The organism is Corynebacterium sp. H128 (assembly GCF_037482625.1).
GTDB lineage: Bacteria > Actinomycetota > Actinomycetes > Mycobacteriales > Mycobacteriaceae > Corynebacterium.
Map to the genome: position 1 here is coordinate 33,763 of NZ_JBBHKW010000004.1, position 11,810 is coordinate 45,572.

Consider the following 11,810-nt stretch of genomic DNA (forward strand, 5'->3'; position numbering starts at 1 on the left):
GTTCGCCCTACAACGGCAAACGCCGCTCCTGCATGAAGCAGAAGCGGCGTAGCGCGAAGCGAAAAGTGATTAACGCTTGGAGTACTGAGGTGCGCGACGGGCCTTGTGCAGACCAGCCTTCTTGCGCTCAACGGCACGAGCGTCACGAGTGAGGAAGCCAGCCTTCTTCAGGACTGCACGATCAGCTGGGTTGTACGCGATGAGCGCACGAGCGATCGCGAGGCGCATAGCGCCAGCCTGGCCGGTTGGGCCGCCACCAGTGAGGTTAGCGATGATGTCGAACTGGCCTTCACGGTCGATGAGGACCAGTGGAGCCTTGATCAGCTGCTGGTGCAGCTTGTTCGGGAAGTACTCTTCCAGGGTGCGACCGTTGCAGAGGAACTGGCCGGAGCCAGCAACCATGCGGACGCGAACGATGGCGCGCTTACGGCGACCAACGGTCTGGATTGGGCCGTCCATCTCGATAGGAGCAGCCGGAGCAGCTTCTTCAGTGGCCTCAGGAGCAATTGCGTCACCAATGGTGTTGGTGAACTCTTCGGTAGCAGCGGTTGCAGCAGCGATGTCTGCAGCGTCAGCCTGAAGATCCTGGTTCTCGGTTACGTTCTGTTCGGTCATTACTGTGCCACCTGCTTGATTTCGAAGGTCTCTGGCTTCTGAGCAGCGTATGGGTGCTCGGAGCCGGCGAAAACGTGCAGCTTCTTTACGGAAGCGCGGGTCAGCTTATTGTGCGGCATCATGCCCTCGATAGCTTCGAAGACGACGCGCTCTGGGTGCAGTTCCAAAGAACGACCAAGGGTCATGCTAGTCAGGCCACCTGGGTAACCGGAGTGGCGGTAACGGAACTCGGTGTCGCGCTTGTTGGAAGAGATGTGCACCTTGTCAGCGTTGATGACGATGACGTTGTCACCGCAGTCAACGTTAGGAGCGAAGTATGGCTTGTGCTTGCCGCGCAAAAGGTCAGCTGCCGTAACAGCCAGGCGACCCAGCACCACGTCAGTGGCGTCGATGACGTACCACTTGCGGGTAATGTCACCGCTCTTAGGGTGGAAAGTAGACAAAATGACTCCTTATAAGTCTGTCTAGTAACTGCCAGCCAATCCGCGCGCGCATTCAAGCTGATTCGGCGGCCGGTGGAGACCCGAACAGTTGATGTCCCCAAACGGAGACTGCACACACAGACACACAAGCATAAAGCATGTGAGGAGCGAAATGAAAATCGCACCTTCTGGAGCAGCATTAGCTCTCTTGGCTACGTCCGAGGTAGGCCACTGTAACCCAAATAGACTGCTAGGCGCTATGACGAGTTATGTTCAGCATTGAGTTAGAACAGAACAAAAACAGAATAGGAAAACGCCCCGCGCTCATCCCATCTTCACTTCGCCTTCCACAACGAGGAGAAGATGAAAATCCAGAGCGCGCGGCGCCAATAGATGCACAGCGAGCGTATCCAGTGCGTACTGCGAAGTTCCGCTAACACGGAAACAAGTGGTGTACTGAGTTTTAGCCCCAGCTAGCTGCGGCCATTCGGTTGATCTCGCTCATGCGATCATTACCGTCTCGGACAGTGTTGGAGATTGTAGCCAGAATCGTGTTGAGCTCAGCGGCAGAGCGATCCCACTTGGCCTGGGCCTCGTTATAGGCTGCTGCCTAATCTAGCGGTTATCTCCAGATAGAAAAGTGTGTTCTACCTGCACATTCCCCCGGTATCTAGGAGATTACACCATGAAAACGGCAACCGATGAGCGCCACGCCCGCGCTGAAAACACCGCTCCCCACAGCAGCGCTGAGGTGTTTGAACAACAGATCCGCTCTAGCATGAGCCGGGTATTCGAGCTGTTGCCTGAGCTATTGCCGCCCTCTGATCAGTTATACAAGGCTGATGTTCAAGAAGCCGCCGACCCTAAAAGCATCACTAACGCGGTAGTCAGGCGTATCGCGTCCCAGCAGACCTCAACAGGAATCGACACCGAACGAGAGCTAGCGGCTATTCCCCACTTCGCTTACGCATGCGTTGAGGATCACAAGGTATTCCTAGTCTGTGACCTGGATATTTTCCTTGTTGACACCGCACTTTCCGATGTCTGGGGAGTTGTTGCCGCCAACAATCTAGTGCCCGTCTCAGTCCGTGCAAGGGCCTCGCAGGACTACCTCAGCTGTGCTGAGCTGTGCATCTGGTTTGACCGTCCCTAGCGCCACACAATGCGCTAGTGGAGTGGCCACCGCCCCGTGTTCGATGCCGGGGAGCGCACAGGATCTACGGATCTTCCACGCTTGGGTGCAGCGTGTCTAATGCACCCGTCATTATCCACTACGCCTACCAGCGGTACAGGAACCGCTAACGCACCCTAGGCAGGTGCCGTCGCTTCAGGTAGTCCGACGTTAACCGACTACCGGCGCGTAAACGTGGTTCACGTAAGAAGCAGGGCTATCGCGCCCCCTTGCCACCTCGTTGTGTGGTAGCTCCATACAAAGGCCGTCCACCTCGTTCGGGGAATCTTAAGCACTGTCGATTCAAAAACAGCGCCTATCCCTCGGTTGAGATGAACGGCTACCTGATCCGCAAAATCAGGTTGAGGTCATACGGAAAACCTGTGTGCAGAATAGCACATGGGCTAGAAGTCGTGGGGTGACAACGGGAACCGGTCAAATGGGAGGTAATGCTTGGGAGGTCACCAAGAAGCCAGGGCACACCTGTAGGTGTTCCGTTAGTACTTGGTTGGGAACAATGACCCTGCAGCAACCCCCATAAGGCCACCGCCACCGGATAAGACCCCAACCAGCGAGCAGTAGAAGGCAAACTGCCTAAACCACTCGTGATTGCCATAGCTGGCTTCCGAGTACAGGCACCACAGAACCCCAAATAGGCACAGCATAGTAATAACAACCATTGCCAGGTGAACCCATGCAAGCCACCTGCGGGGGGATTGTCCAAGTCGCTTCAGGTAATTCTGATCCCAAAATGTCGCTAACAGCAGCACTGGAATCACGCCCGCCACTGCCTGGAGAAAACTGCTCATGCAGATAATGCTACGCCGGTTAGTGACACTCCCAGAGGTGCTAAAGCCGCAGGCGTGATGGATCCCCAACCAGCGAGCAACGCTGGCTCTCCCACAGCCCTGTAGAAGCGTTAGCCCACAGCAGCAACCCAACAACCATCACCAAGGAGAATCATTTGCTCAACCTCGTTGTAGATCCGTACCTCGGAGTCCAATTTGTATATCAAGGCAGGACATACGCCCCGGTATTCGGAGAGTTCATGTCGCTTGAACCCTACGGCCTTGAGGGCCGCGTCCAGATCTCTGATGATCTCTACGCCGTGTACGACGGCAAAGGCGGCGTAATCGACTACGAGCCAGCAGATGGAATCACCTACGAGCGGGCCATGACCGCGTTGGCAATACTCCAGGACACCAGGCGGGCGACTGCTAACTACGCACTGTTTAAGAGCGGCAAGCTCGCGGTAACACCAGAACAGATAACCCGGCTCACATGTTTCGCATGGCAATTTTCGGTTACGCCACTCGCGCATCTAAGCAAGAATCAGTGGCTAGATATGTTCCGGTACGGAGGTTTTGTTAGCACTGAACCCGGAGTGGCTACGCCGCCGGAATCTATCACGCTCTACCGTGGTGGACACCCAAGAGAAACTGAATCGGGCTTCGGCATGTCATGGACATCGGATCGTGAGACCGCTGAGTTTTTCGCCAACGATTACCACTCGAACCGTGGCGGTTGCATCTTCACCGCTGAGGTTAAAGCCCCGGCGATTCTCGCGCATATCAATACATTGGGGAAGAACGAGTACGTCATAGACCCCGACGATGCAGAGAGCTTCACACTGCTTGGATCAGAGCTTGCAGCAGCCCCGTAGAAGCCTTGAGCATTGCCTAGTCACGCTCCAGTGCCTTTGAGGCTGTTATAGAGGCTGCTACCGTATTTGTGCAGGTAGTGACGCTGAGACAGCAGTATTGAGGTGTCACCCCGGTTGACATTATTGATCAATACCTGAGATGATATAGACAGCAGAAAGCCGTGCAATCCCTAGGAAGATTACACGGCCTTGGTATCTGCAATTAGCTAATTACACTGTCGATGTGTTTGATGATCATTTTCGTACCGCCGAAAACAAACGATCCAATCGCATTGCCTAAGATCCTCTCCAGTGTTCGCCGCACTGGGGAGGATTTTGGGTTTTCGTAACTGCTACAACATGTGGCGTGACTCATAAAGAGTCCTTTCTGGCAGTTGCCCTTAGCAACTGCCTTTGTTAAGGTGCCCGGACTTCGAGCACTGAACTAAATCTATATGCTGGGGGAACTAAGCGCAACGGACACTACATATAGTAGTTACACTGATGAAATTACCATGATGGGATTAGATTAACCCCCACATTTAGTAGTTCTGCTACCTAATTGGGGGCTGAAAGTTTCCTAATTGTTGACAATTCTACGGTTAGGACTATCTCCCGTTATCAAATTGTTATGTTCTGTTGGGCAATCTGTCACAGTTACGTATCTAGATTAGGGATCTTGATGGGCTAGACGGTCACAACGCCCCGTAGAAGCTTTGAACCTGCCTACCGCATGCTAAGGCACGGCTCAATCGCTCTATGAGGGGTACAGCACGTTTATGCAGTTCAGGATTATCTTCTCAAAATTGAGACGGCACATAGTATGAGCGAACTGCTGCCGATCCAGGACAACGACGGAATAAAGGCCATCATGGGCCGCGATCTTCACGCCTTCTTGGAGATCAAATCCAACTACCGAGAGTGGTTCCCTCGAATGGTCGTTTATGGCTTTGACGAGGGCATAGACTACACGTCGGAAATTCGACGGGTACAAGATTCTCTAGGCCGTGAACGGGAAGCCACCGACCACATCATCACGTTGGACATGGCGAAAGAGCTTTCAATGATCCAGCGACCCAGGCAGATAGAAAAGAGCGATCCCGCCGGGGCACCGGGGGGGATGCCAACGCAGCGGGACCTGACCACAGCCTTGGGGGTTGTGGCGTGGCTGGCTACAGCGTCTCACACCGCACCCAATCTTGCACCTCGAAAAACTACCCCACCCAGAATGCCGTGTAACGGCTTAAACCTGCCTAGCCATACCAAACTACCGGAGAGCTATTTTAGTCCGCCTACCAGCCTGCTAGGCGGTGATTTGACATGGTAGGAGCCGGCTCACCGGGTTATATCAGAGTATGAGCCGTTTGTCAAGAGAGTAGAATATGAGATTGGCCACATTGTAAAGCCGAATCGTCATAAATTCAGAGTTATCACTAGTATATATAGGTTGGGGGATGAATCGTGTCACACTTTAGAGCTAAACCGTCATAGATTTGAAGCTATCACTACTATATATATAGTGAGGGGCGAAAGAATTGAGCCTCAGCCATTAGGGCCACCCCATAAGCGGCCTTGAGGGCCGCACGGTTATATTCATCCAGAATCCCGTTTCCCCAGGTGGGAATCACTATTAGTATGAGATTGATCACAATCTCTTGACTTTTGGACTGAATTCTGAATTCGGACTACTATATATACTATGAGGGATCAAAAACGGTTCCCGCCCCACGCCCCATAACGGGGCTATTTTTTTGCCTGCCGACAGCTTGTGGCATGGATACGACAATCTTTGCATTAGGTTTCTTGCTGTGGTGGACAAGATCCTTTGGCTTGTGCATGGGGTATGTCGTGTCCATGACCAGGGGTTTTCGGCCTCTAGGTGGCATGGTTTTGCCAGATAGGTTTTCCCTTTCCGTTTACATGCCACCCGTTTGGGGAGCTGCACAATTGCAGCTTCACGCATCATGGAGTTGTTAGCGGGCTGATCCTCGGCCATTGTGTCGGGAATCTTCGCCGGTGACTCTGCCTCACCAAACTCTTCTTCACCAATTGCCCTGCCGCACCTCGTGTGCGGTGGGGCTCTTGTTTTTTCAAACAAACCATAGCGCTATGCCAGATTAGCTCAACTACGAAAGGGGGATCATGACCGCATACCGATACACCAACGGCAACACGCCGGAACAGCAGCGCGCTGCTGATCAGAGATACCGAGAGGAACAGCGCCGCGTCCGTGCGTGGATAGACTCATTCGCCGCATCAGCGGGCATGGATAAGCGCCGATTACTGGCGCTAACGCCTGCAATCGCAGCGGCCTACGTACTCGAACCAGACAGCATGGAGGCCTAGCATGCGCGAGTACTGGGAACCGATACCTGGCTACCCAGAGTATGAAGTTAGCAACCGTGGCAACGTCTGCCATCTCCACAGGAAGAACCTGCTCAGGCCGAAGATCAGCAAGCACGGCCACCAGCAGGTGAGGCTGTATAGGCCGGACGGGATCGGCAGTAGATTCCGTGTTGATTGGCTTGTGCTCAATGCTCACACATTGTTCGACGGTCGCCAACACACGTTCTTCCACCGCGATGGCGATCCGACCAACTGCAGGCTCAGCAATCTCGATTACACAGACCTGGAGCAGGATGCATGATAAAGACCACTAACCCAACCTCGACATTCCGGGTATTCCCCGCATGGGCACGGCATGGCTCACGCGCACTGAAGCCTGTGCGGGCCGGTGCCCACCGTGCAACACCGCTATTGCCGTGTCTCCAAGGTACAGGCGCATATCTGGAGGCTAAGCGAGAGTTGGGACTCATCGAACATTCCGAACGCTCGGCAAAGCTCAGGCCTCGGCACTTTGTAAGACCAGAACAATACCGCTACCCGGATCACCGACCTTATCAACCGCAGCTTGCCGGAACCCCGGCAATCATCAACTAACAGCCCCTCTACCAGGGGCTTTCGTCATTTTAGGAGCGTACAATCACTACACCACTCAACGGCCAGCGACTGCTTGCAAGTGTCGCATCGGCGCTTACCGGGGGTTATAGCTCAGGAACCTCAACGCCCGCGCTGCTTCAGCAGCAGCTCACCCAGGCTGAAGCCGAAGAACTTGATCAGCAAAGCCAGTTCGCCGCCGATGCACCCGATGGCACTAACGGAGCCGTCAAGTCCGACCGCTCACGGCCCATTGACCCCAGCCAAGGTCGCGGCACCGAACGCTTCAGTTTCTCAGACCCGCTGGTAACCGCACTTTCACGCGCTGCAAACCGACGATAATCACCACCTACTCCCAAGCCACAGCACCTCGCTATGGAGCAACCCCACCGAAAGGCAATTCCCTTGTACGACTATGTAATCTCCCAGGTAAAGCTGCTAACCAGCCACGGCCTGATTCACCCCACCCCAGTCCAAAACGCACTTGATCTACTTGCGGCCCTCGATACGGTAGAGCTATCAGAGCCTAAAGCACTGCTGAATACACGCCCGCAGGTTCACAATTCCGTGGAGGCCCTGGCTAAACACCTATCAGTTGTCGATAAGCTCAGCGCGGCGAAGCTCCAGCTCAAGCCCGCATTGGAAGCAAAGGTGTTAGACGCGGTGCGGGAATGCGCCGACGGCTACCTAGAGCAATTGCTTCCTGTATTTGATGAGGCCCGTGAAGAGTATGTTGAGTCCGTCCAGATGCTCCCTATGGAGTTTGACGCTGATCAAGTTCTTCGATTCAACCCCGAGACCATGGCTGCATACGCCATGGCAAAACAGGCAGCAGATCAGCTGCTCGCAGTTCGTAACGCTCTCGCAGCTCTCAGCCAGATAATTCCTGGGAAGCAGCTTGGCCAACACGTCGCCAACGACATGCTGATTATGGCCCCTGAGGACGTTGCTCAGTTCGTGTTTACGCAGGTTGAGAACGGTCTCGGAGGTAGTAGCCGTGACTCTGCTTACCTTGCTATCGCGCCGAAGCTACGCAAAGCCCTTGTTAACGGTATTAGCCTAGAGCCTCGACTCGGCGACGATGCCAACGCAGCGTATGTGGAGCTTGAGAACAAGCGTCAGCTGATGCCACAGCTCGATTACCAGCGCGCCTGCCAGGCGCTTGTGAAGTAGCTCACCACCGCCACCACGCCGGGGGCTTCGTGCCCCCGGCTTGACCAAAAGGAAATAAACCACCATGACCTTGCAATTCGTCTCAGACGTGACCAACCTTGTGTTGGCCACGCGCCAACTCAAGACCATGCCGCCAGTGCTGAAACAAAGCCTCAGCGAGATTGGCCTGAAGAGGTGCCCAGGCTGTAAGCGAGTCAAGGAGACTACCGCGTTCGCTCGGAATAGATCATCTGTGGACGGCTTTGCTAGCCGTTGCCTCAGTTGCAGCAATCAAGCACTCCATGACTACTTTCAAACCAACGAGAATTACCGCACCAATTACTACCGTGAGCATCATGAGGAGGAGCGACAGCGTAGCCACCGCTGGAGGCAAGAGAACTGGCTGTTGGTCAGACTGTGGGACGGTCAACGCCGGGCACGGAAAGTTGGATTGCCAGCCCATGACATAGATCCTCAAGACCTGCTGGACTACTGGAGTTCCCAAGGCTGGAGCGTGGATCGTTGCTCTTACACAGGGGAAGCGTTGACACGGGACACCCTGCACATAGACCACGTGGAGCCCCTGTGTAAGCCGGGGAGTGCCGGGCATGTAATCGCAAACTTGCGTCCATCTTCACTCACGTTCAACACCATGATCAAGCGGGATAAGACGCTGGCTGAGCTGGGTATCCCGGCCTAGTGCTGGAGTAGGAGAGGGAGCACCGGCTACCCACCCGCGTACCCAGTCGGTCCCCGTGCAGGGCACCTACCTACCTACCGGGTGTGGCAGGGGTCACTGGGTATATGCCCGTATGCGGGCTTGGGAGTTGGGTTTGGGTATTACTGCCTGCACGCAGAGTTAGGCCGTCTACGGGCTTGCTGGGCGGTGGTTTGAGCGTGTTGCTCGCTACCGCACCGGGGGTAGCGTGGTGTGTACTCGTAAACCTGCAACGGGGGTGGCCGGCCATGCCTACGCCCCACCCGGTATACCCTCCACCCGGGGGTCACACCGGAGCGTAGTGCGGGTGCGCTCCCGTGTAACAAATGGTGACCGTTTCATTTTTCAGAATGCCCGATCCAGCGGGCGAAAACCAATATCAACCACCCCCGGCCAGACGTAGGCCGGGTGGAATACAACAAGGAGAACTTATGGAACTAACCCCAGACGATCTTAAAGCAATCGTAGAAAGCCTCGATACGAACCCTGAGAAGTCAGACCAGCCGCTGCCCATGCCGGAGGGCATGACGGGTCGTGCAGCTAGCGTTTGGCAATCCGTGACCTCAGACGGCTTCCAATTCAATGCAGCTGAGCTGGAGCTTTTAAAAGAAGCTTTGGGCACCCTTACCGAACTGGATTCTGTAACGCAGGAATGGGAGCAGGCAGGCCGACCGCGTACCGCTAAAGGCAGCATGGGCCAACTCGTTGAACACCCGCTAACAAAGATGCGGCGGGATCTGAAGAAGCTGTACGAGCAGCACGTTAAAGCGCTTGGATTGCTAGGCACGGATCCACGGGAAACTAATAAAGACACCAGGACTCTGAGTGAGAAACGTTCCGATGCCGGTAAGGCAGGAATGCGGTCGCGCTACGGAACCAGCCACTAATGCCGCCCCGGAAGCGGGCTAAACGCCCGGATCACCGGCCGGTGATCACGCCTAAGGCGCTGGCTGCGGCGTTACCAGCAGCGTTGCGAGAGTTACCGGCAGATACCGATGCTTACCACGGGTACACGGAATCCCTGATTGCTGTAATTCATGAAGTGGAGGCGCAAGGGCTTCAGGCAGTAGATCTAACGCCACTGGCTGTGGCTCAGCAATTGGGCACGGACCCCGCCTCATGGTATCGCCACCGATTCACCGGCCAACCTTGATCACCTCGCAGCGAGCAGCTGTAGCCGTGGCCGTCACGGACGACGCAGGCAATAACGGCCAAGCGCCAATGGGTTTTACCGAATTTTCGGCAAAATCTTGACCTGCAACAAAGCCGTAATCAACCATTCGAGAAAACCACTTCGGATACGGGGTGGTGATCTCCAAGAAGTGGTAATTAGCCCACGGGGCTTTACCGCCCTCTTCCCAAGCTGGGAGATTCACCAACCAACCTTAACCAAAGTGGCTCTAGGTATACACATATAGTCTATGCATAGAGATATGTGTATACTTTGAACCACTTTCCAGACTAGGACAACCAATGACAGACAATGAGCGAAAACCCAAGTTAATCAAGAGGTCGGCAACAGATCACCCGGTATTCCACCTCACAGTGGAGGGTACGAGCCGAAAGCTGATTCTCAACGTTGATCAGCTCAAGGAGCTAGACCGCCTTATCAATCAGAGGCTAGCTGAGGTTGCAGAGTGACCAACGATAAGCGCGATAGCGCAATTATTGAGTATTCACAGGAAACTCAAGACACACTTAGCCGGTTACGTGCAGAAGCACTGCAGAAGTTAGAGGCAGACGGAGGTTCCAACTCAGAGTTCTCATCGTGCATTATGTCGCTGGCTAACTCATGGGTGAATGCCGGTGGATCCGAGGCCGGGCTGTTTGAGGCGGTAGCCTTGAATACCCTTGGGAGCACTTATAAACGCCGCGATCTCGACCGCCGGGTATCGTCAGCTTTCGCTAAGGCCGAAGAGGATCAAGGCAATTACACCACGGCCCCTAATGACGTTCGCCCGGCGCTGCTGAGGATTGCTAATGACTTGGATAGTCTCGATATTCCACAGTCAGCACTTCCAAGTGCCAGGGCTCTTGTTGAGATAGCTGCTGAGGTAGGCACATGGGCTGTTGATATGAGCACTCGCAGGTTGAGCGAGCGCACAGGGTTAACAATCGCCACTTCAGCAAAGCATCTGCGCTTGTTATCCGATTCCTCGCTAATACGTCGAACCGTGTTCAACGGTCAAGGCAAAGCGCGAACATTTGAGATTGACCTTGATCTAGACCCAGGAATCTGCCTTGACAACGATCCCCGGCCTTTTGCAGGAAACTCCCTGATCTGGAGTAGCAATGGCTTAGGCTCCACCGCTGAGAAGATCTACACGGCTACCCGCCTTTGCTGGACAAGCGTAGCTGAGATTCACCATCTCACCGGATCTACCCGCCGCACCATCCAGGCGAAGCTCGCGGTGATGCAAGAGCACGGCCTAGTTGTTATTACAGGCACTGGACGCGGCTACCGAGCGGTGATCAACCTGTTAGCGGATCCTACCGAGCTACTTGCAGATGCTAGCGGGGCTGTTGAGGCTGCGAAGCAGCGGCACAGGCAGGAACGGGAAATCTATAACCACGCCCGTAACTATCCTTATGAAGTACAGCGGACTACTGAGGGATTCGCCCGTAGATGGCGATCCGATCCGATCACCAAGCTCACTTACCGACTCACCCCGGAGGGATCTCAGCGGATTAAAGATCGTGACCCTAGTGTGGATCCTTGTTCGCCCCCTGAGGTATTGCGAGAGTACGCCCCCAACTCGCTGCAAGAAGTGTTTGTCAGCCTTAGGATTCCGCAAGGGGACGGAGGGCCTTTTACCGCCGATAATATGGCGGTACTCGACGCTCAATCTAGGCTCAGAGAAGAGATTAGAGGCCAGCTCCAAGAGATCGAAGAGAGGGAGTCTACGGGCGCTCCCTGCGACCTTTCCAAGTTCCATGATCCTACTTTGCCTGAGGTGGATCCCAGCCAGGCGCTTACTTTTGTTTGGGATATTGAACCAGGGGGAGGCTGGGAATCGCGGGTGAGCAGTGCATCCTTTACACGTGTTCGCAGGCCATTTGGAAAGTAGCAAACGTGTTCTAGATCAAGACAAGGCTAAAACCCCGCCTACCAGCCTGCTGAAGGGTGATTTGGCGGGGTTCTGAGCCGTGGAA

At 54.7% G+C, this 11,810-nt stretch carries 15 protein-coding genes and 1 pseudogene; 11 read left to right on the forward strand and 5 right to left on the reverse strand.

The window, feature by feature from the left end; all coding sequences use genetic code 11:
- Positions 1-69: 69 nt before the first annotated feature.
- The 3 genes and pseudogenes from rpsI to WG915_RS04850 form a co-directional block, all read right to left on the reverse strand.
- The gene (gene rpsI / locus WG915_RS04840; protein ID WP_339564251.1) at positions 70-615 is read right to left on the reverse strand and encodes a 30S ribosomal protein S9; all 546 of its coding nucleotides are present in this window, start codon (positions 613-615) and stop codon (positions 70-72) included.
- A complete protein-coding gene (gene rplM / locus WG915_RS04845) occupies positions 615-1,058 on the reverse strand; it encodes a 50S ribosomal protein L13 (protein ID WP_339564252.1) in 444 nt (147 codons plus the stop codon). The genes rpsI and rplM overlap by 1 nt, the downstream gene beginning before the upstream one ends.
- A 442-nt stretch (positions 1,059-1,500) precedes the next feature.
- Positions 1,501-1,647 (reverse strand): annotated as a pseudogene (locus tag WG915_RS04850) (WXG100 family type VII secretion target); the annotation flags it as partial.
- Between the two features lie 75 nt (positions 1,648-1,722).
- Between WG915_RS04850 and WG915_RS04855 the strand changes: the two are divergent.
- Positions 1,723-2,190, forward strand: coding sequence for a hypothetical protein (locus WG915_RS04855; protein WP_339564253.1), 468 nt, complete (start codon positions 1,723-1,725; stop codon positions 2,188-2,190).
- 515 nt (positions 2,191-2,705) lie between these two features.
- Here WG915_RS04855 and WG915_RS04860 read toward each other — a convergent pair.
- Complete coding sequence (locus WG915_RS04860) at positions 2,706-3,017, reverse strand: hypothetical protein (protein WP_339564254.1); 312 nt, start codon at positions 3,015-3,017, stop codon at positions 2,706-2,708.
- A gap of 239 nt (positions 3,018-3,256) precedes the next feature.
- Here WG915_RS04860 and WG915_RS04865 point away from each other — a divergent pair, with 239 nt between their 5' ends.
- The 9 genes from WG915_RS04865 to WG915_RS04905 all read left to right on the forward strand — a co-directional run bounded on the left by WG915_RS04865 (position 3,257) and on the right by WG915_RS04905 (position 9,810).
- Positions 3,257-3,871 (forward strand): hypothetical protein, encoded by a 615-nt coding sequence (locus WG915_RS04865; protein ID WP_339564255.1) that lies wholly within the window; start codon positions 3,257-3,259, stop codon positions 3,869-3,871.
- Between the two features lie 802 nt (positions 3,872-4,673).
- Positions 4,674-5,177, forward strand: a complete 504-nt coding sequence (locus WG915_RS04870) for an antA/AntB antirepressor family protein (protein WP_339564256.1) — start codon at positions 4,674-4,676, stop codon at positions 5,175-5,177.
- Positions 5,178-5,992: 815 nt separating this feature from the next.
- The gene (locus WG915_RS04875; RefSeq protein WP_339564257.1) at positions 5,993-6,196 is read left to right on the forward strand and encodes a hypothetical protein; all 204 of its coding nucleotides are present in this window, start codon (positions 5,993-5,995) and stop codon (positions 6,194-6,196) included.
- 1 nt (position 6,197) lies between these two features.
- Positions 6,198-6,497 (forward strand): NUMOD4 domain-containing protein, encoded by a 300-nt coding sequence (locus tag WG915_RS04880; RefSeq protein ID WP_339564258.1) that lies wholly within the window; start codon positions 6,198-6,200, stop codon positions 6,495-6,497.
- Positions 6,494-6,790: a hypothetical protein gene (locus WG915_RS04885; protein WP_339564259.1), complete on the forward strand. Its 297-nt coding sequence runs from the start codon at positions 6,494-6,496 to the stop codon at positions 6,788-6,790. Before WG915_RS04880 ends, WG915_RS04885 begins: the two co-directional genes overlap by 4 nt.
- A gap of 402 nt (positions 6,791-7,192) precedes the next feature.
- A complete protein-coding gene (locus WG915_RS04890) occupies positions 7,193-7,960 on the forward strand; it encodes a hypothetical protein (protein WP_339564260.1) in 768 nt (255 codons plus the stop codon).
- Between the two features lie 64 nt (positions 7,961-8,024).
- On the forward strand, positions 8,025-8,639 hold the full coding sequence (locus tag WG915_RS04895; protein ID WP_339564261.1) for a hypothetical protein: 615 nt from the start codon (positions 8,025-8,027) through the stop codon (positions 8,637-8,639).
- A gap of 449 nt (positions 8,640-9,088) precedes the next feature.
- The gene (locus WG915_RS04900) at positions 9,089-9,544 is read left to right on the forward strand and encodes a hypothetical protein (protein ID WP_339564262.1); all 456 of its coding nucleotides are present in this window, start codon (positions 9,089-9,091) and stop codon (positions 9,542-9,544) included.
- Positions 9,544-9,810: a hypothetical protein gene (locus tag WG915_RS04905; RefSeq protein ID WP_339564263.1), complete on the forward strand. Its 267-nt coding sequence runs from the start codon at positions 9,544-9,546 to the stop codon at positions 9,808-9,810. Before WG915_RS04900 ends, WG915_RS04905 begins: the two co-directional genes overlap by 1 nt.
- On the opposite strand, the gene WG915_RS04910 is transcribed toward WG915_RS04905, so the two are convergent.
- Positions 9,794-10,033 carry an antA/AntB antirepressor family protein gene (locus tag WG915_RS04910; RefSeq protein WP_339564264.1) on the reverse strand — a complete coding sequence of 80 codons (240 nt, stop codon included), beginning with the start codon at positions 10,031-10,033 and terminating at the stop codon, positions 9,794-9,796. The genes WG915_RS04905 and WG915_RS04910 overlap by 17 nt on opposite strands.
- Before the next feature lie 261 nt (positions 10,034-10,294).
- On the opposite strand from WG915_RS04910, the gene WG915_RS04915 reads away from it, so the two are divergent.
- Entirely contained in the window at positions 10,295-11,725 is a 1,431-nt protein-coding gene (locus WG915_RS04915; protein WP_339564265.1) for a hypothetical protein, read from the forward strand.
- Positions 11,726-11,810: the final 85 nt, after the last annotated feature.